The following is a 19,022-nucleotide window of genomic DNA, read 5'->3' as shown; positions in this document are numbered from 1 at the left end:
GCTGCCTCGTCCGGCAATCGCTGGTATCGTGCAATTTCCCCTGCCGCCCGCCGCCATGTCGTCTTCCCCCGCCGCCCGCCACGTCGTCTATGTCGAGGACGACCGCATCAACATCGTGCTGATGGAGGAGGTCTTCCGCCTCATGCCGGGCTGGACGCTCGACGTCGCCGAGACCGGCGCGCAGGCGATGGAGATGCTGCCGCGGGTGATGCCCTCGCTGGTGCTGATGGACATGAACCTGCCGGACATGAACGGGCTGGAGCTGATGGCGCTGGTGCGCGCCGATGCTCGGCTCGCGGGGCTGCGCTGCATCGCGCTGTCGGCCGACGTGATGGACGACCAGCGCCAGCGCGCACGCGCCGCCGGCTTCCAGGACTACTGGCTCAAGCCCATCGACGTGCGCCAGCTGCGCGCCGCGCTCGAGCGGCTCTGATCGCGCCGGCACACGCCCCGCCGCGCGAGTCGCAATAAAAAAGCCCGCGCGAGGCGGGCCTTGTCCTGAACGGAGAAGCGGCCTCGCGGCCGCCGCGTTCAATCCTTCAGGTGGCTGTTGATCAGGCGGGTCATCTCGAACATGTCGGCCTTGGCCTTGCCGAAGATTTCCTTCAGCTTGGCGTCGGCGTTGATGACGCGCTTCTGCGCAGCATCCTGCAGGTTGTGCTTCTTGATGTATTCCCAGACCTTCTTCACCACGTCGGTACGCGGCAGCGGCTTGTCGCCGACGATCGCGGCCAGCGCGGGGCTGGGGGTCAGGGCCTTCATGAAGGCGGCGTTGGGGGTGCGCTTCTTGGCGGGAGCGGCAGCCTTCTTCGCGGCGGGGGCTGCCTTCTTCGCGGGCGCGGCCTTCTTCGCAGGTGCCGCCTTCTTCGCAGGGGCGGCGGCCTTCTTCGCAGGGGCCGCCTTCTTGGCCGGTGCCGCCTTCTTGGCGGGCGCGGCCTTCTTCGCAGTTGCCATTTCGATTCTCTCCATCAAGGGTTGTTGATGTGCCGGGCCCTGGTGAAGGTCTGACGCCTTCGGTACTCGTTGGCACCCTGCGCGGGCAATGGTACTGCGCACCTCTGTCATTGAGAAGGCTTAGACAGGGGAGAAACGGCCCCGAAGTCAACGCCACATGCCGTGTCTGTCGCGGGCGCGCATCAAACGCCGCGTGTCCTACGCGCTTCCCTCGTCATCACCTACGGGGTTCCCCGTGGTCATCGCGCATCGCGCGAGCGCTCAGTAGACGTCGCGCCGGTAGCGGCCCTCGCGGATGAGCGCGTCGACGCCGGCATCGCCGAGCGTCTCGCGCAGCACCGCATCGACGGCGCCCGCCATCCCCTGCAGGCTGCCGCAGACGTAGAGCGCCGCGCCGCGATCCACCCACTCCCGCAGCCGGCTCGCATGGCGGGCGAGCAGGTGCTGCACATGGACGCGCTCCGCCTGATCGCGGGAGAACGCCCAGTCCGCATGGGCGATCAGGCCGTCGCGCTGCCAGGCTTCGATCTCCTCGCGGTAGTGCGCGTCATGGGCCGAGCGGCGCTCACCAAACAGCAACCAAACCTGCACGCCGGGTGGCGCGCCGCCCTCGATCACGCCGTTCGCCGTGTCCATGCGGGATGCCGCGCGGGCCTTCAGATGGGCGCGCAGTCCCGCCAGCCCGGTGCCATTGCCGATGAGGATCAGTGGACGGCCCGCGTTCGCGCCAATGCGGAAGCTCGCATGCGGGCGCAGCCGCAGCGCAACCTCGCCACCGAGCGGCAGGCGCTCCGTCAACAGCCCCGACGCCAGACCCGGCGTGCCGTCGTCGCGCGCGGTGCGGCGCACCATCAGCTCGACGCCGCCATCCCGCGGCAGCGAGGCGATCGTGTACTCGCGCGGCCGGTGCGCGTCGTCGCCGGCTTCCTCGCCCGCGAGACTCACCTGCACGAGATCGCCCGCTTCCCAGTCCGGCAGCGGGGATCCGTCCGCCGGCGTCAGCGCGAGGTGGAACACCGGTCCACCCTCGCTGCCTGGATTCAAGTGGCGGCGCGCGCGCAGCCGCCATGGCGTGAAGACCGGCGCTTCCCACTCAGCCAGATCGGCGGTGCCGGCCAGATGGCTGAGCCGCTGCCGCCACTGCGCCAGCGCGTGCGGATCGGCGCGGTCCGCCTCGATGCGATCGAACATCGGCTGGGCGCCGCGCTCGCACAGCCAGGCGTCGAGCGCGCGGCCGAAGCCGCAGAAGTGCGTGTAGCTCGAGTCGCCCAGCGCCAGCACGCCCGCCTGGAGCGATGAGAGGTCGATCGCGTCATCAGCCGCCGTCATCAGGTCGCGGGCGAACGGCGCGGCGCTGTCGGGCGCATCGCCCTCGCCATGGGTGCTGGCGATGAAGAGCGCATGCCGCGAGCCGAGCAGCGCGTCGCGATCGATCTCGCCGAGCGCGGCGACGCGCACCGGCATGCCGGCCAGGTGCAGGGCCCTGGCGGTCTGCCACGCGATCTCTTCGGCCTGACCCGTCTGGCTGGCGTGCAGCACGAGCACCGGCGGGCCGGCATCGGCGGCGGGCAGCAGCGCGGCGGACTCCTGGGCGGCCCGCCGCTGGCGGCGGCGATGGCGCCACCAGACCGCCGCGCACATCGCCAGATAGAGCGCGATCAGCAGCAAAGCCGCCGCGGGACGGGACAGGAACGCGGTCATCAGAGCATCAGTTCGCGCATCGCGGCGGAGAAGCGCTCCTCGAAACCGCCGCCTTCGGCGGCGGTCCGGCGCCGTACCAGCAGCGCGGCGAGCCCGAGGCGATCGGCCAGCGCCAGACCCTCATCCGGGCCGAGCACCATCAGCGCGGTCGACCAGCCATCGGCCCACATCGCGCTGTCGTGCACGACGGTGACGGCGGCGAGCCCGTGCTCGACCGGCCGCCGCGAGCGCGGATCGATGGTGTGGGAGCGCCGCGTTCCGCCGGCGTCGATGAAGGCCTTGCGGTAGTCGCCCGAGGTCGCCACCGAGAGGCCATGCAACGCGATGCGCAGCGGCGCGAGGCCGCAATCGGCGGCAGGCGGCTCGAGATCGACCCACCACGGCTGGCCTTCCGGCTTGAGTCCGGCGCCGCGCAATTCGCCGCCGATCTCGACGAGGTGGTCGGGCAGGCCGAGCCGGGTCATCAGCGCCGAGACCCGATCGACCGCGTAGCCCTTGGCGATCGCGGACAGGTCCAGCGGCAGGCCGCCCGGCTGCGTCAAAGCATGGCGTCCCGCGTCCCAGTGAAGCGCGGACCAGCCCAGGCGCGCGCGGGCGCAGTCGTCGGCGGACGGCGGCTGGAAGCCTGGCTCGTCATGGCGCGGGGCGAGCGCCGCCTCGCCCGACGGACCGAAGCCCCACAGCGCGACCAGCGCGCCGGCGGTCGGGTCGTAGGCGCCGCCACTGGCCGCGGCGATACGCAATGCCGCGGCGACGACCGTCGCGAAGCCGTTCGGCAGCAACTGCACGCTGCCGGCCGGCGCGCGATTGAAGCGGCTCAGATCGGAGTCCGGCTCCCACTGGCTCATCTGCGCGATCACCTCGTCGCAGACGTGGCGCACCGCGTCCTCGATCGCACCGGTGCGCAATCCCTTGGGACCGATGAAGCGCACCGACCAGACCGTGCCCATCGTCTCGCCGCCGAGCGCGTGCACGGCCTGGCCGAGCGGCGGCGGCTCGCCGGTGATGCGCAGCGGGACGAGCACGCGCGGCTCGGGCGCTTCGCCCGCGCCGCGCGCCGCCGCCGTCCCGCAGGCCACGCTCACTTGGGCAGCACCTCGAAGGTGGCGCTGACGCTGGCGCGCTGCACCGGCGCCTCGCGCGTGCCGGCGGGCGCGTTCGGGCCGCGCGCCGGACCGGTGCTCGCGCCGAGGAAGTAGCGGCCCGGCTCGGTCCATTCGACGGTGAACTCGCCCTTGGCATCGGTCTTGAGCTCGACCTCGCCGAACTTGTAGCGGTAGCGGTTGCCCTCGCGGATCAGCTTCAGCTGCACGTCGGCGGCCGGCTTGCCGTCCAGCACGAGGCGGAAACGGGTCTTGTCGCCATGGCTCAGGTCGGTGACCGGCCCCAGCGGCAGCAGCTCCAGGCCGTCTCCCTCGGGCTTGAAGTCGAGCTTGCCCGCCTCCTCCTTGCTGACGAAGGTCTGCTGGCGGTTGGTCATGACCGTCATCGCGGTGATCTCGGCATCGGCCGGCACGTCCTTGGCGAAGGTCGCCGGCGTGCTGCGGAAGCGCTTGGTCTCGCCGCCCTGCTTGTAGGTCCCCATCAGCGATTGGCTGAGGTTGCTCACGCGCCAGGTGCCGTCCTGCGTCAGCTTCACGTCGAAGCTCTCGCGATGGCGGGCCGCGCTGCGGTTCTCGGCCTCGACGCTCCGGCCGTCCGGCGCGGTGATCCGCAGCGTCTCGATCTTGAGCGCGCGCTCGAAGTTGAAAAGGTCCTCGGAGACGGCGGCGTCGAACGAGGCCACCGGCTCCTTGCCGTCGAAGGCGGCCTTGTTGGGCAGCAGCCAAGTCATGTGCGCCTGCGCGCTCAGGGGCAGCAGCGCGGCGATGGCCAGCGCGAGCGGGGCGGCGCGCGTCGCGAGGCGGGCGGCGATCGAAGTCTTCATCATGGTGATCTGCTCCGTGTCTTGTCGTTGAGGCGAGGACGCGCCGCTCAGGGCTTGACCGTCAGTTCCAGCGCGCCGAGCTCATGCTCGCCCTTGGCCGTGGCGGTGGCGGGCGCCTTCACCGGCCAGGTCAGCGGCAGGCGCTGGACTTCGCGGCCGCCGGCCTCGCGGCTGGACTCGACGACGATCTCGTACTTGCCCGGCGGCAGCGCAGCCAGGGCCGGATGCGTGTCCAGCGAGATCACGTGCTCGCCCGGCGCGCGGGTCGCGGCGGTGACGCCGTCGGCCGGCACCGTCAGGCTGCGGCCGCCCTGGCGCCACCACTGGCGCATGTCCTTGAGCCACTTGGTGCCGGCGTTGTTCTGCTTCTTGATGTCGTACCAGACCGCCAGCTGCGCGACGGCGGGACCGGACTCGCCGGCCTTCTCAACCCACACGGCGACGTAGGGGCGGTGGTATTCGGCGACGTTCAGGCGCGGCAGGTCCAGCTTGAGCTGCACGGTGGCGGCCCAGGCGGACGAGCCCGCCGCCAGGGTGCCCAGGGCACCGAGCTGGAGGAGGGTACGGCTTGCGGAGCGGTTCATGGACGAGATCTCGGTTGAAGGTCGGAGGGATCCTGGCGGCGGCTCGGAGCGGAGAACGGCGGTAAGGAAACAAGGAAGCCGGCGCGCGGCGCGCCGGCCGCGTGTCGATGGATCAGTGGATCAACAGCAGGGCCAGCAGGGCCGGGATCACCAGGCCCAGGCCCACCAGGGGCCAGGTGCTGGGCCGGCTGACGGCGTGGAACTTGAGGATCAGCAGGCCGGTGATCGAGAACACCAGGCAGGCGGCGGCGAAGATGTCGATGAACCAGCTCCAGGCCACGCCGGCGTTGCGGCCCTTGTGCAGGTCGTTGAGGTAGGAGATCCAGCCGCGATCGGTGTCCTCGTACTCGACCTCGCCGCTGCCGCGCGCGATGCGGATCCAGGCGTCGCCTCCCGGGCGAGGCAGCGCGAGATAGATCTCGTCGCGGTTCCATTCGGCGTCGCGGCCATCGACGGCGCGATCGAGCGCCTTCGCCAGCCAGGCGCGCACCGGCGCGGGCACGGCGCCCTTGTGGTCGGACTCGCCCGCCGCGGGCTTCAAGGAGGCGGCCAGTTCAGCGGGCAGTTGCGCCGTCCTGCTGACGATCGCGGGCTTGGCCTCGATGCTGGCGGCATGGTTCAGCGTGATGCCGGTGGCGGCGAACAGGATCATGCCGATCAGGCAGATCGCCGAGCTGATCCAGTGCCACTGGTGCAGCTGCTTGAGCCAGGCGGCGCGCCGGGCCGGATGCGTCGGGGCGGTGCCGCTCATGTCTCGGCCCAGAGCCGCAGCAGGTTGTGATAGTGGCCCGTGAGCGCGGTGGTCTCGGCGTCGTCGCCGAGCCGGCCGCGCAGTTTCTGGAGGGTCTGGTCGAGCTCGAACAGCATCGAGCGCTGCCAGTCCTGGCGGATCAGGCTCTGCGTCCAGAAGAACGAGCACACCCGCGCGCCGCGCGTCACCGGCAGCACGCGGTGCAGGCTGGTGCTCGCATAGACGATCAGGTCGCCGGCCGGCAGCTTGACCTCGTGCGTGCCGTAGGTGTCGATGACCTCGAGTTCGCCGCCGTCGTACTCGTCGGGCTCGCACAGGAACAGCGTCGACGAGACATCGCTGCGCAGCGGCTGGTCGGTGCCGTGCTGGCGCATGATCGCGCCGTCGACGTGGAAGCCGTACTGCTCGCCGCCCTCGTAGCGGTTGAACAGCGGCGCCAGCGTGCGCAGCGGCAGCGCCGCGCTGATGAAGAGCGGATGCCGCGCCAGCACCTGGCGGATGTGCTCGCCGATCTGGCGCGCGGCCGGATGATCGACTGGCAGCTGCCGGTTCTGCTTGACCTTCGCGCCCTGCTCGCCGACGGTCGCTCGGCCGTCGGCCCAGTCGGCGGCATCGAGGAGCTTGCGCATCTCGTGCACGTCCTGCTTGGAGAGCACGTCAGGGATATGAAGAAGCATGTCCGGATCGATTCGAAACAGGAGGCCGGGACGGACGACGGCCCGCCCCCGCCAGGACGGGAACGGGCCGCGCGTACGCTACCTCAAACTCGTCAGAAGCCGATGTTGGCCATCAGCGAGACCGCGCGCGGTGCGCCCAGGACCAGACGGCCGCCGCCGTTGTTCAGCGAGGACATGTAGGTCCGGTCGAACAGGTTGGTGACGTTGAGCTGCATCGTGACGTTCTTGTTGACGCGGTAGGCGCCCATCAGGTCGACGACGGTGAAGGCGGGCAGGCTGGGCAGACCGGTCGAGTTCGGCTGGCCCACGGTGACGACGCGCTTCTGCTCGGCGATGTGGCGCACGCCGGTGCCGATGGTGAAGTCGTTCCACTGGTACGAGGTCCACAGCGTGGCGGCCCACTTCGGCGTCCAGCGCACGCCGTCGGTGACGACCTGGTTCGGGCTCGTCGCCGTCGACGCGGCGCGCTGGTTGATCGCCTTGGCGTCCATGGTCTGCACGCCGGCGGTGATCTGCCAGAAGTTGGTCAACTGGCCGACGGCCGCCAGCTCGATGCCCTGCACGCGCACCTTGCCGCCTTGCGTCGACAGGTTGGTCACCGGGTCCACGCTGACCACGCCATCGTTCTCGCTGCGGTACAGCGCGGCGGTCAGGTTCAGGCGCTTGCCCAGCAGGTCCCACTTGGTGCCGACCTCGTAGTTGGTCGTCTCCTGCGCGTCGGCGGTGCCGGCGGCCTGGCCGGAGCTGCTCAGCACGAAATTGGCGCTGCCGGGCGGCGTCAGCGAGTTGCCGGCGGCGGCGTAGACGGTGCCGTTGTCAGCCAGCTTGTACAGCAGCGCGCCGTTCCAGCTGGTGATCCACTTGCCGGCGCTGTACTTGGCGTTGGTCACCACGTTGTTGGCCAGCGTGCCGGTGGTGGTGCGGATCGTGTAGTGCTCGGTGCGCAGGCCCAGCGTCAGCTTGAGCGCGTCCGTCAGCGCCAGCGTGTCCAGCGCGTAGACGGCCTGCGTCGAGGTGCTGCCGTCGCTGTCCGCGCCGGTGGCGAAGGGCATCGGCAGGACATCGGCGGCGCTCGGGCGGTACAGGTTGGCGTACGGGACGGTCAGGCCGGTGGTCGCGAAGCCCAGCGTCTTCTGGCTCTCGTACATCAGCTCGATGCCGGTGGTCAGGTCATGCTTGACGCCGCCGGTGGCGAAGCTGGTCGTGAGGCTGGTCTGGTTGGCCAGGATCTCGTTGGTCTGGTCGACGCGCTGGCGGGACCGCGAGATCTTCCAGGTCGACGGGTCGGCCGGGTTGATCGACGTGGTCTGCGTGTCGCCGGTCACCGGAGCGCCGAAGATCGTGATGATGCCGGTCAGCACGCGGTCCATGTGGGTGCGGCCGTAGCGCGAGATGTTGCGCACCGTCGTGCCGTTGCCCAGGTCCATCTCGAGCTTGGCGGTGACCATGTCGGCCTTGACCTTCTCACGGTCGTCGCGGCTGCCGTAGAAGTTCGAGCTGTCGACCTTGGACGCCGTGGCGATCGCGGCGGCGGCGGCAACCTGGGCCGGCGTCGCGGTCGCGGCCGGCGCGGCGACCGTGTAGCCGGGCCAGCCGAGCGCGGGGATGCCGCCGTCCGGCACGTTGTCCTGGCGCACGTGCTGCGAGTACAGGAAGAAGCGGGCGTTCGTGTTCAGGCCGAAGGCCACCGACGGCGCGATGCCGTAGGTCTTGCGCTTGACGACGTCGCGGCCGGGGACGCCGTTGTCCTGCCACACCGCGTTCAGGCGCACGGCGGTGTTCTCCATCACCTTCTGGTTGACGTCGACCGAGGCGCGCTTGCGGTTGGCGTCGCCGACCGTCACGGTGCCCTCGACGAAATCGTCGATCTGCGGCAGCTTGGTGATCAGGTTGATGTAGCCGGCGGATGCGCCGCGGCCGGTGTCGGCACCCGCCGGGCCCTTCACCACTTCGATCTGCTCGAGGTTGAACACGTCGCGCGTGACCGCGCCCAGGTCGCGGATGCCGTCGACGAAGGTCGAGGTGCTGGCGCTGAAACCGCGCATCTGGAAGGCGTCGCCGGCGGAGGTGTTGCCGTTCTCTCCCAATTGCATCGTGATGCCCGGGGTGTTCTGCAGCGCGTCGGTCAGCGACACGGCGCCTTGCTCGCGCAGCACTTCCTTCTTGATCACCGAGATCGTCTTGGGCGTCTCCAGCAGCGGCTGCGTCAGCTTCGACGAGGCGCTCTTGTCCACCTTGTAGTCGGACTGCGCGGCGCCCTGGATCTTCACCTGCGGCAGGTAGGGCGCGCCGGACGCGGAGGCCGTGGCGGTGCCGGCGTCGGCGGGGGCCGGGGCATCGGCGGCATGCGCCAGCGGCAGGGTCAGCGAGGCGGCCAGGGCGGCCAGCGGAGCCACCGTGTGCTTGCGGCTCTTGATGTAGCGGGACATGGAAACGGGCTCCGAGGGGGAAGTTCTAGTTGGGTTCTCGCTCGGGCTGGCTGCGCGTTGGCGGCGTCGTCCCGGCGCTTCACGGCGCACGGTGGCGGGCCCCTCCCTGGTCGCGACTGGCTGGCGGTGGCGGGTGATTGAGGCCGGCTCGGACTCAAAGGTCGCAAATGCTAAGCATTCTCATTTGAGTGTGTCAAAGAAATGCTGCGACTCGGGACTTCCGCGTGGCGAACGCGCGACGGTCGGCGCGACATGGGCGCAAGGCAGGCCGCGGCGGACCGATTCCGACAAGGAAGATGAAAAAACCCGCGGGACGCCAGAAGCGTCGCGCGGGTTTCGGAGGGGGGCACCGGGGGCGATTCCCGTCCAGCGCCGCGTCAGTTCATCGGCGTGGGCGCTTCTTCGTCGCGCGGCGCGGGCAGCTTGGGCGCGGTCTTCAGGCTCCAGACCATCGTCACCGCGAGGATCGCCACCACCACGCCCAGCGACAGCAGCACCGGGATCGTGATCACGTCGATCAGCATCATCTTGGCGCCGATGAAGACCAGCACCACCGCCAGGCCATAGCTCAGCAGATGGAACTTGGAGGCCATCGCCGCGAGCAGGAAGTACATCGCGCGCAGACCCAGGATCGCGAAGATGTTGGAGCTCAGCACGATGAACGGATCGGAGGTGATCGCGAAGATCGCCGGGATCGAATCCACCGCGAAGATCACGTCCGTCATGCCCACCAGCGCGATGACCAGCAGCATCGGGGTCGCGATGCGCTTGCCGTTCTCGAGGGTGAAGAAGCGTTCGCCGTCGAAGTTCTTGCTGACCGGCAGCACCTTGCGCAGCAGCTTCAGCGCGGGATTGTCCTCAAGGTCCGGTTCCTGGCCGGCCGCCCACCACATCTTGATGCCGGTGATCAGCAGGAAGGCGCCGAAGAGATAGAGGATCCAGTGGAACTGGGCGATCAGCCAGCCGCCCACCAGGATCATCACCGTGCGCAGCACGATGGCGCCGATGATGCCCATCATGAGCACCCGCTTCTGGTAGGCCGAGGGCACCGCGAAGTAGGTGAAGATCATCAGGAAGACAAAGATGTTGTCGACCGCCAGCGACTTCTCGATGAGGTAGCCGGTGATGAACTCCAGCGCCTTGGTGTTCGCGAGTTCCGTGCTGCCGGTGCCGTCCTTGACGGCCCACCACAGCAGGCCCATGAAGGCCACGCTCAGCGCCACCCAGACCAGCGACCAGTTGATCGCTTCCTTGACGCCCACGTCGTGCGCGCCCTGCTTGCGCAGCACGACGAAGTCGAGGACCAACGACACCACGACGATGCCGACGAAAACCACCCACAGCCAGGCGGGCACGATCGTGCTCATGAAGACTCCTTGCAAGAACGGGAGCGGACTGTACCGATCCCCGGAACACTCGCGGCACCAATGGCGCCGTCCGGCCGAAAGGTCTTGCAAGGCTGACACGGCGCGAGGTCGCAGACCTCGATCCGGGATCAGGCGCAGGGCCCGGCTGCCTTCACGGCAGCGTATTGACGGGCGTCTGCCGCGGCTGGCGCCGCGTGGCTACTCCCCTTTCGGAAGCTTCGGATTATCTTGTGTTGTTTGCGATTTCAACTTCGTATTTTTCTGATGATGAGTGCCGCTATGCTGAGCGGATGAAAACGCTGACCCGTTGGCTGCTGCTCGCCGCCGCGCTGCTGCTGGTGGCGCACCTGTACCCAGGCGTGCAGGTGAAGAGCTTCGTCACGGCCCTCATCGCGGCCTTCGTGCTGGGCTTGTTCAACACCGTCCTGCGCCCCGTGCTGGTGCTGCTGACGCTGCCCGTGACGCTGCTGACGCTGGGGCTGTTCCTGTTCGTCATCAACGCACTGCTGTTCTGGGCGACCGCCTCGGTGCTGGATGGATTCGCGGTCGCGGGCTTCAGCGCGGCGCTGATCGGCTCGCTGATCTATTCGCTGTGCGGCATGGCCATCGACGTGCTGATCGAGCGGCTCTTCCCCGACAGCGAATGAACGGATGAAAGAAGGCCGCTCGATCGAGCGGCCTTCCTGCGAGCGCGAATGCGCGGCGAGGCGATCAGGGCTCGGATCAGGGCTCGGCGCCCGGCGGCACGCCGCGCGGGTACATCTCGGCCAGCAGTTGGCGGCGCTCGTAGCGCAGCTCCCGCAGCCGCGCGTCGATCACGGAGGCCTCGAACTGATCGGCCGTCTTCGCCCGCCCCTGGCGTTCCGCCGATGCCAGCCGGTCGATCGCGCCGGTGATGTCGCCGAGCGCCGCGCGGGACTCGCCTTGCGCTCGCAGCGCGCGCAGCGGCTGACCGAGCTCCTGCCAGAGCGTGCCGCTTTCCTGCCAGGCCAAGGCGTCGCGTGCGTGCAGCGCGAGATGCGTCTGGAGCGCTTCGGCGGCCTCCCGTTTCACTTCGGGGCGCGGGTCCGCCTGCGCCAAGTCGGCGCGCATCATGAGCATCGGCCGCGAGCGCTCGCCCTTGAGCGGCTCGAGCGCCGCGAAGCCGGCCTCGGCCTTGCCGCGCGCCAGCTCCAGTTCCGCATGCGCGTAGACCAGCAGCCGCTTCGCGCCCGGATCCGCGCCGAGCAGCCCGGCCAGCGCGTCGGCCGTCTTCAGCGAAGCCTCGGCGCGCGAGAAATCGCGCAGCTTGATCGAGGCCAGCGCGCTCGTGTAGCGCGCCGCCAGCTGGTCGATGTTCTGCGTCTGCCGCGAACCCGCATCCAGGCCCTGCAGCACGCGCCACGGGTCGGTGCGCTGGTCCATCAGCACGCGCGCGCGCGCCGCCATCAACACATGTTCGGAGGTGCCCACCAGCTTGGTCTGCCCCTTGGTGCCCAGGCGGGCGCGGGCTTCGCCAATCCGCTCGCTGGTCAACGGGTGGCTGCGCAGGTACGGATAGGCGCCGGAGTCCATCAGGTGATAGGCCTGCTCCATGCGCTCGAACATGCTGGCCATGCCCGCGCCCTGGTAGCCGGCCTGGGTCATGACCTGGAAGCCGACCCGGTCGGCCTCACGCTCCATGTCGCGCGAGAAATTCAGTTGCGCCTGCGCCGCCGCGGCCTGGCTGCCGACGATCGCGGCCTGCGCGCCGTCCATGCTGCGGCTCTTGGCCGCGGCCAGGATGCCCAGGATCAGCCCCACTGTCGCGAGCGTGCTGGTGCGGGCGTCGCCGATGATGCTGCGCGCGATGTGGCGTTGCGTGATGTGTGAGAGTTCGTGCCCCAGCACCGACGCGAGCTCATCGCGGGCGCCGGTCATCGCGACCAGTCCGAGGTGCACGCCGACATAGCCGCCGGGCAGCGCGAAGGCGTTGACCGACTTGTCGCGCACCAGGAAGGCCTCCCAGGCGAAGCGGTCGCTGGTGTCCTCGCTGATGTTGCCGAGCCGGCGCGCCGTGTCGACGAGCGGCTGCCAGGTGTTCTGCACGTATTCCAGCAGCAGCGGATCGTCGATGTAGTCCGGATCGACGCGGATCTGCCGCATGACCTGGTCGCCGAGCTTCTTCTCGGCGCCGATGCTGACCTCGGCGGACACGGAGTCGCCGAGCGCCGGCAGGTTCACCTGCGCGATCGCGCTCTGGCCGAGCAGCGCCGCGCTCAGCAGCACCGCGAGCGCGCGGCGCGTGAAGGGAATGGGGTTCAGTCGCTTCAAGGGATCTCCAGGGACCAGAACTATGATGACGTGTCTACGGTTTCGCGATTGTTGCCGCGCCCATGAGCTCGCCTCTCACCCATTTTGACGCCGATGGCCAAGCCCACATGGTGGACGTCTCCGGCAAGGATGTCACGCACCGCGTGGCGCGCGCGGCGGGCCGCATCCGGATGAAGCCCGAGACGCTGGCCCTGATCCGCGAGGGGAATGCGAAGAAGGGCGATGTGATCGGGGTGGCGCGCATCGCGGCGATTCAGGCCGCGAAGCGAACTTCCGACCTGATCCCGCTGTGTCATCCGCTGCCGATCACGCGTGTGGCGGTGGAGTTCGCGCTGGACGAGGCCGCCAGCGCGGTGATCTGCACCGCGCAGGTCGAGACGCACGGGCGCACCGGCGTCGAAATGGAAGCGCTGACCGCGGTGCAAGTGGGACTGCTCACCGTGTACGACATGTGCAAGGCCGCGGATCGCGGCATGGTCATGGAGCAGATCCGCGTGCTGGAGAAGCACGGCGGAAAGTCGGGCGACTGGGTCGCCGCGATCTGACCGGTCCGCGGTTCAACGCAGTTCGCGGAAGCCGTACTCGCGCTGCGGCGCCTCGCACTGGAAGGGCTTGGCCGCGGCGCCAAGCGAGGCCACTTCCTCGCATTCGGCAAGCCATTCGTCGCTGGCGGTGTTGTGGAACTCGCGCAGGCGCTCCACGAGATAGCGGGCCTTGTCCGTCTCGCCCACGGCATTGAGCGACTTCGCCCACGCCATCAGAAGGCGGATGTCGATCAGGTGGTGGCCGGTGCGCTGGGCGGCGTCGAGCGCCAGCTCGCCGGGAGGCAGCACGGTGGCTTCGGCGTAGTCGGCCTGCAGGGAGAACAGCGGCGAGCGCTGGCCCGCGGCGATGCGGTCCTCCAGCGGCGACGCCCCTGCCGGCGGCGCATAGATATGGACGATGCGCAGGTAGTCGACGATGACCAGGGGGATCACCGCCGCGATCACGAGGCCGAGCAGCGTCAGCAGCGGCCGGCGCTGGCCGGTGGGCGCCACGATGGCGCTTCTGGCGGCCTCATCGGGCGTTGATTCCGCAAGGCTCAGGCCAAACGCCAACGCCGCCGGCAGCAGGAAGTAGGCATACCAGAGCGGGTACTCGAACTGGCTGTGCAAGCCGATCATCGCGACCAGCATCGCGGCGCAGCGCGTCGCCGCGGTGCCGCGCACGGCGCGCGTGAAGCCGCTCCACAGCCCCCAGCCCAGCAGCCCCAGCGTCAACAGCCCGAGTGGCAAGCCCATCTCGACGAGCAGCTGCATCTCGAGGTTGTGCGTGTGGTCGAAGAACGCGACGGGACGATCCGGAAACGGCGTCAGCGTCCAGGCGAAGTTGAAATCGCCCCATCCCGCGCCCGTCAGCGGATAGCGCTGGAGCAGACCGATGGCGTTCTTCAGGATCGCCAGGCGGGTGGGCGACCCGGCGCCTTCATCGGACACGCGCGATTGCGCGCCGAAGGCATGATGGCTGAGGGCCGTGTACCACTCGAGCAGCCCCCAGCCGAGGGCGAACATCACGAGCGTCGATCCGAGGGCGATGCGAATCCGCGGCGCCAGGCGTGCGTCGATGGCGCCCCAGAGGGCCAGCAGCCCGACGCCGATCATTCCGGTGCGCGAGGCGCTGAGCAGCACGCAGAAGACGAACAGGAACAGCAGCAGGTACAGCGCGATGGTGCCCAGCAACGCGCTGCCGAGGCGGCGCGCCAGCCACCCGCCCTGCGCCAGCCACACCGAGGCGACGCAAGCCCACATGAGGAGGCTGGCGAGATGGTTGGGTTGACGCATGTTGCCGACCGCGCGGCCGATCAGGCCGGAGCGCGCGATGAAGGTGCCGTCGGCCAGCGCAGGGAAGAACATCTGCACGACGCTGACGATCACGCTCAGCAGGCCGGCGCCGACGAGGGCGACGCAGAACGCGGTGAGCAGGTCGTCGCGGTGTTCGGGCGTGATCGAACGGCCTGTCTGCACGGCGAGCAGCGCGCCCAGCAGCATCGCCGCACTGGTCAGCGCCATCGACCACGGAAGGCCGTTCATCGACGGCGCCGCCAAGGCGACGGCTGTCATGAGCAGCAGACCGAGCGACACGCCATCGACACGCCACCCCGGCCGCAGCGAGCCGCTCCACGCCAGGCCGGCGACGGCCAGGCCCAGCCCGCCGAAGGCCAGCAGCTGGTTGTAGAGCGTGGCCGACGGAGTCTGGTTGTACGCGACGAGCGGCGCCAGCGTGACGCCCAGCAGAAGTCCGATCAGCGTGAGGATCTGGCGATGTGGCGTGGAGGCGGAGGCGGAGGCGGAGAGATCGGCGGCAGGCGCCGTCGCGGCGAGCGTCATGAACGGTCCGGGTCGTGGGGACAGGGCGGAACTCTAACGCCGACACATGGCTGACGCGCCCAGTCGACCGGCGGCCGCGTTAAAAGCCGTTGAGCGGCGCGAAGCCAACCACCTCGCCAGTGCGGGCGTCGATGAGGGCGGACCAGTCCTCGCGCCTTGCCAGCACGGGAATGAACAGCAACTGATCGGCGGCACGGCCGGTGGCACGGATGGCCGTTTCGATGGGCGCGCGATCGCCACGGTAACCGGCGAGCTTTGCAGCGAGGGGGCGACCTGCTCTCAATGCTCGTTCGCGGGCGGCCTGGTCCCAGTGACGCCAGAATTTCGGCCGGGCGCCAACGTCGGTGCCTCCCATCGCCATGAAGAGCGCATCGGAGCGCTCCTTCTCCGGTACTTCGGTGTTGAGCAGCCGCGGTCCGGTGAGAGAGAGGCTGCGCAGTGATTCCGGCGCCAGCGACAACTCGCTTTCCAGCACGCCGTTGGCCGGGCTGACACGGAACCGGTCACCTTCCAGTGCAACGGCGACCGGTCGGGCGACGTAGACGGTATGCAGGCCATATCCGAGCGCAAGGACCTGCAACACCACAATCACCGCGAGATCGCGCCGCAGTTCCGCTCCTCGCTTGCGAATGTCGAAGATTGCGAACGTGATCAGCGGTCCCATGATGACATCGACCGCCATCAGAATCAGCAGCAGGTTCTGCCCTCCCGAGATCACGCGGTAGGGCCACGGATACCAGACCAGCAGCACCACGGCGGCAACCATCGCGGCGATCACCACGCAACTGCCTAGGTGCACCAGCGCCGCGCGGCTGCGCCGACGCCATTCAATCGAACCTGCCATTGGAAACCTTCTCAGAACCAGCCGTGCGCCCAGAAGCGGGGATTGAAATACTGCTCGCCGATGGGCTCCTTGATCGGCTCGCCAGTGTGAATGTGCGGCTTGATGTCTCCCAGGCCTTCCCGGTATCCGAAGCCCATGGCGACAAGCAGCGATATCGCCAAGAGCCAGCGCACAAGCGCCGCCGGGGCGCGAAGCGATTCACGCGCACCTGGCGACATCGAGACGCCTGCGGTCGTCTCGGGCCGCGGAGTATCGGCGCGCGAGAAACCGATCACCAAGGCAGCCAGTGTCGCGATCCACATTTGGGAAATCGGCATTACAAAGTTGCCGGAAAACGCGCCGTCCACCAATACGGCTACCGTCGCCGACATGGATGCCGCCGCCAGTTCGGGCTGCCGCCTAGCCAGACTGCGGGCGAGCCGGAAGGCGCGGGTCAGTACGCGGACCACGAACACCAGGACCAGAACCGCGGCTGGACCGCCATATTCCGCGAGCAACTGAACGTACACGTTGTGAGGGTGGGCCGCGATCGGATTGATCGAGTTCGCGAAATGCATGGGGCCGACACCAAGCCACGGTGCGGTCGCAAAGAGGTCCAGGGCTCGAAGCGCGAGGTAATCGCGGAAATGAATCGAGGCGAGGCCGTCACTCATCGGTCCCGACAGATACTGCAATCGGAAGTGCCAGAGGAGTGCCAGCGCAAGCGAACCCGCGCCCAGCGTTGTCACCATGACAACCACGTACTTTGCGCACTGACGACCGAGGACCAGCAGCGTTAGCACCGCACCAATGAGCAGCGCCAGGATGGATGCGCGCGCGAGATAGAGCGTGAGGATCGCACCAGCAATCACCAGCATGACCGCAGCCGCGAGTTTCGCCCATCGAGGGCTCCCCGCCCGTGCGAGCACCGCTCCCCCCAACGGCAGAGCCACAGTCTGGGCATGATTCAGGAATCTGCCATTGTCGAACCCGAAGACCATGTCCCAAGCCGAAAACTCCTGGCCCGCGACGGCGGCCAACAGCAGCGTCATCAGCCAAACGCCGCCATAGGCAGCGCCACCCGAGGCAAGCACCTCCAGGAAGCGCTCGCGAAGCCGTGTGTCGGACAAGGGGCCTGCGAGCTGCAGCGCCAGCACGGACAGGCCGGCCGTCAGCGCCACCTCGCGGACGGCAGCCAAAGGATGGGAGGCGCTCAGACACGAGAGGAGCGCTAGAACGGCCAACGTAGCGAGCACCGCGCGATCCAGTGTCGGTATTCGCCACAATGCCGGCCGCTTTGCCCAGGAGAGCCCGACAAGCGCCAACATCGCCAATTCCGCTAGCCGCGCGAAGTCGTGTGCCGTCATGGCACTCGTCGCGACGGGGTGCAGGAAGGGAATGGCCCATAGCAATCCTGCAAAGGACAGTGTCACCGCAGTGACCGCCATGGGCAACGGAGGAAGATGCGTATGCAAGATGGGGAATGGTACGTGCCGTCACGCACGACATTCGTTATGCCAATGAAAAAGGAGCCCTTGAGGGCTCCTTCATGTCGACGATCCAGTCGTCTTCAGCTCATGGCTGGGGCTCAGGAGCCCTTGCACGAAGCCGGCAGGTACTTCGCCTGGATGGAGCCGGTGCAAACCCAGGTCACTTGGTCAGTCGCCGTGCCGGCGTTCTGAACGCGGGTGCCAGTCAGGACCAGATTGTTGCCGTCAACACCGGTGCCGATGGCTTGCGCGGTGGCAGTCAGAACAGCGGTCGTGCCGCCGGTGTAGGTCAAGCCAGACACATACTTGGTCGGGTTGAATTCCAGACCCAGCGTGTTTTGGTCAGCCGGGAACGAGCCCTTGACCGACAGCCATTCTTGAATGGCAGCCTTCGGCTGGCCGGCGACAGCCATGACTTCCGAAACCTTGGACTTCTTGATGTAGTCCGAATACGCCGGCAGAGCCACGGCGGCCAGGATACCGATGATCGCCACGACGATCATCAGTTCGATCAGGGTGAAACCTTGTTGAACGCGCTTCATAGAAACTCCAAAGAGAGAGTGGGGTAGAGACGACCCATTGAACGCAGGGCGCGTGCCAGCCGCTTTGCTTCCTCATTCCGTGAATGACGTCACAGCCTGTCGATCACCGCCTGACTTCAAGTGACCATTTTTGTCAGCGCGTCTGCCGAGTTTTGTCACTCGCAGCGCTTCGGACAAGCTTTGTCGGCAAATCACGGACAGGCAACCGTCCTCCCTCCAAAACGAAACCGCCCGCGGCGGAGATCCGGCGCGGGCGGTCGGCAGGGGGCATGCAGCCTCAGGCCAGCGTGAACTCCTGGAAGTTCTCCAGCGCGGAGATCCGGTGCGTCGTCCGCAGCCCCATCACCGCGTCCATCACGGCGGCCCGCTCTCCTGGCTTGATGTGGGTGATGTGCACATCGATCGCGCCGCCAAGCTTCGAGAGCTCCTCACGCAGCGTCGTCGGGCACAGATGCTTGCTGATGCCGGCCAAGCCGCACTCGTCGTCGCCGAAGGCGCATTCGATGATCAGGTGCGCGACCTTCATCTCCGCCAGGCGATCCCACAGCGCCGGATTGGGGCCGGTATCGCCGGTGAACACCCAATGCCCCGGCGCGCCGCCGTCCACGGCGAAACCCACGGCAGGCACGGTGTGCGCCGCGCTCAGGACTTCGATGCGTCGATCCCGTCCGAGATCAAGGCGATCACCGACAGCAAATTCGTGGAAGGTCAGCGCGGGCCGCTCCGCCGTGGGGAGGCGCGTGAAGTCAGGCCAGATCACACCGTTGAAAACGTGCGCGCGAAGCGCTTGCAGCGTCTGCGGCAGCGCATGCACCTTCACCGGGGGACGCCCGGTCTGCGCGCGCCGGCGCTGCACGGTGTCGGCCAGCAGGCCGATCGCCAGCACATGATCAAGGTGGGAGTGCGTCACCAGGATGTGGTCCACCCGGGTCATCGCTTCGACGGTGAGCTCGGCCACGCCGCTGCCGGCGTCGATGAGCACATCGTCGTCCAGCAGGAAGGAAGTGGTCCTGTAGCCGGCCGCCAGGGCGCCGGCACAACCGAGCACGCGAATCTTCATGCCGACGACTTTAGAGCCAGCCTCGCGCGCCGCTAAGCGCCGAATCCTCGAATCGGGGA

Annotated in this window: 18 protein-coding genes; 3 read left to right on the top strand and 15 right to left on the bottom strand. The window is 68.3% G+C overall.

Annotation, left to right across the window (positions count from 1 at the left end; all coding sequences use genetic code 11):
* The first annotated feature begins 28 nt into the window (after positions 1 to 28).
* Positions 29 to 433, top strand: coding sequence for a response regulator (locus ACEN96_RS02765; protein WP_495586524.1), 405 nt, complete (start codon positions 29 to 31; stop codon positions 431 to 433).
* A 98-nt stretch (positions 434 to 531) separates the two neighbouring features.
* Here ACEN96_RS02765 and ACEN96_RS02760 read toward each other — a convergent pair whose 3' ends face one another.
* The 9 genes from ACEN96_RS02760 to ACEN96_RS02720 all read right to left on the bottom strand — a co-directional run bounded on the left by ACEN96_RS02760 (position 532) and on the right by ACEN96_RS02720 (position 10,390).
* Positions 532 to 954 (bottom strand): SWIB/MDM2 domain-containing protein, encoded by a 423-nt coding sequence (locus tag ACEN96_RS02760; RefSeq protein WP_343642842.1) that lies wholly within the window; start codon positions 952 to 954, stop codon positions 532 to 534.
* Between the two features lie 261 nt (positions 955 to 1,215).
* Positions 1,216 to 2,655 (bottom strand): sulfite reductase subunit alpha, encoded by a 1,440-nt coding sequence (locus ACEN96_RS02755; protein WP_495586523.1) that lies wholly within the window; start codon positions 2,653 to 2,655, stop codon positions 1,216 to 1,218.
* Positions 2,655 to 3,740: an FAD:protein FMN transferase gene (locus ACEN96_RS02750; protein ID WP_495586522.1), complete on the bottom strand. Its 1,086-nt coding sequence runs from the start codon at positions 3,738 to 3,740 to the stop codon at positions 2,655 to 2,657. Before ACEN96_RS02750 ends, ACEN96_RS02755 begins: the two co-directional genes overlap by 1 nt.
* Positions 3,737 to 4,585, bottom strand: a complete 849-nt coding sequence (locus ACEN96_RS02745; protein WP_495586521.1) for a DUF4198 domain-containing protein — start codon at positions 4,583 to 4,585, stop codon at positions 3,737 to 3,739. The genes ACEN96_RS02750 and ACEN96_RS02745 overlap by 4 nt, the downstream gene beginning before the upstream one ends.
* A 44-nt stretch (positions 4,586 to 4,629) precedes the next feature.
* Positions 4,630 to 5,166 carry a DUF2271 domain-containing protein gene (locus ACEN96_RS02740; RefSeq protein WP_495586520.1) on the bottom strand — a complete coding sequence of 179 codons (537 nt, stop codon included), beginning with the start codon at positions 5,164 to 5,166 and terminating at the stop codon, positions 4,630 to 4,632.
* Positions 5,167 to 5,278: 112 nt separating this feature from the next.
* Positions 5,279 to 5,917: a PepSY-associated TM helix domain-containing protein gene (locus tag ACEN96_RS02735; RefSeq protein WP_495586519.1), complete on the bottom strand. Its 639-nt coding sequence runs from the start codon at positions 5,915 to 5,917 to the stop codon at positions 5,279 to 5,281.
* Positions 5,914 to 6,594 (bottom strand): Fe2+-dependent dioxygenase, encoded by a 681-nt coding sequence (locus ACEN96_RS02730; protein WP_495586518.1) that lies wholly within the window; start codon positions 6,592 to 6,594, stop codon positions 5,914 to 5,916. Before ACEN96_RS02730 ends, ACEN96_RS02735 begins: the two co-directional genes overlap by 4 nt.
* Before the next feature lie 92 nt (positions 6,595 to 6,686).
* Complete coding sequence (locus tag ACEN96_RS02725) at positions 6,687 to 9,023, bottom strand: catecholate siderophore receptor Fiu (protein ID WP_495586517.1); 2,337 nt, start codon at positions 9,021 to 9,023, stop codon at positions 6,687 to 6,689.
* A 377-nt stretch (positions 9,024 to 9,400) separates the two neighbouring features.
* Complete coding sequence (locus ACEN96_RS02720) at positions 9,401 to 10,390, bottom strand: TerC family protein (RefSeq protein WP_495586516.1); 990 nt, start codon at positions 10,388 to 10,390, stop codon at positions 9,401 to 9,403.
* Positions 10,391 to 10,680: 290 nt separating this feature from the next.
* Between ACEN96_RS02720 and ACEN96_RS02715 the strand changes: the two genes are divergently transcribed.
* Positions 10,681 to 11,037 carry a phage holin family protein gene (locus tag ACEN96_RS02715; RefSeq protein WP_495586515.1) on the top strand — a complete coding sequence of 119 codons (357 nt, stop codon included), beginning with the start codon at positions 10,681 to 10,683 and terminating at the stop codon, positions 11,035 to 11,037.
* Between the two features lie 76 nt (positions 11,038 to 11,113).
* On the opposite strand, the gene ACEN96_RS02710 is transcribed toward ACEN96_RS02715, so the two are convergent.
* Positions 11,114 to 12,682: a M48 family metalloprotease gene (locus ACEN96_RS02710; protein ID WP_495586514.1), complete on the bottom strand. Its 1,569-nt coding sequence runs from the start codon at positions 12,680 to 12,682 to the stop codon at positions 11,114 to 11,116.
* Positions 12,683 to 12,744: 62 nt separating this feature from the next.
* On the opposite strand from ACEN96_RS02710, the gene moaC reads away from it, so the two are divergent.
* On the top strand, positions 12,745 to 13,227 hold the full coding sequence (gene moaC, locus ACEN96_RS02705) for a cyclic pyranopterin monophosphate synthase MoaC (protein ID WP_495586513.1): 483 nt from the start codon (positions 12,745 to 12,747) through the stop codon (positions 13,225 to 13,227).
* A 12-nt stretch (positions 13,228 to 13,239) separates the two neighbouring features.
* Here moaC and ACEN96_RS02700 read toward each other — a convergent pair whose 3' ends face one another.
* From ACEN96_RS02700 to ACEN96_RS02680, 5 genes are all read right to left on the bottom strand, one after another.
* Complete coding sequence (locus ACEN96_RS02700; RefSeq protein WP_495586512.1) at positions 13,240 to 15,048, bottom strand: PglL family O-oligosaccharyltransferase; 1,809 nt, start codon at positions 15,046 to 15,048, stop codon at positions 13,240 to 13,242.
* A gap of 79 nt (positions 15,049 to 15,127) precedes the next feature.
* A complete protein-coding gene (tfpZ, locus tag ACEN96_RS02695) occupies positions 15,128 to 15,892 on the bottom strand; it encodes a TfpX/TfpZ family type IV pilin accessory protein (protein ID WP_495586511.1) in 765 nt (254 codons plus the stop codon).
* 11 nt (positions 15,893 to 15,903) lie between these two features.
* Positions 15,904 to 17,238 carry an O-antigen ligase family protein gene (locus tag ACEN96_RS02690; RefSeq protein ID WP_495586510.1) on the bottom strand — a complete coding sequence of 445 codons (1,335 nt, stop codon included), beginning with the start codon at positions 17,236 to 17,238 and terminating at the stop codon, positions 15,904 to 15,906.
* A 221-nt stretch (positions 17,239 to 17,459) separates the two neighbouring features.
* Entirely contained in the window at positions 17,460 to 17,903 is a 444-nt protein-coding gene (locus ACEN96_RS02685; protein WP_495586509.1) for a pilin, read from the bottom strand.
* Positions 17,904 to 18,180: 277 nt separating this feature from the next.
* Positions 18,181 to 18,963, bottom strand: a complete 783-nt coding sequence (locus tag ACEN96_RS02680; RefSeq protein ID WP_495586508.1) for an MBL fold metallo-hydrolase — start codon at positions 18,961 to 18,963, stop codon at positions 18,181 to 18,183.
* Between the last annotated feature and the right edge of the window lie 59 nt (positions 18,964 to 19,022).

The organism is Roseateles sp. Mitsp63, assembly GCF_059491535.1.
The sequence above is the reverse complement of the archived record's forward strand: the minus strand, read 5'-3'. Positions and strand labels throughout refer to the sequence as shown.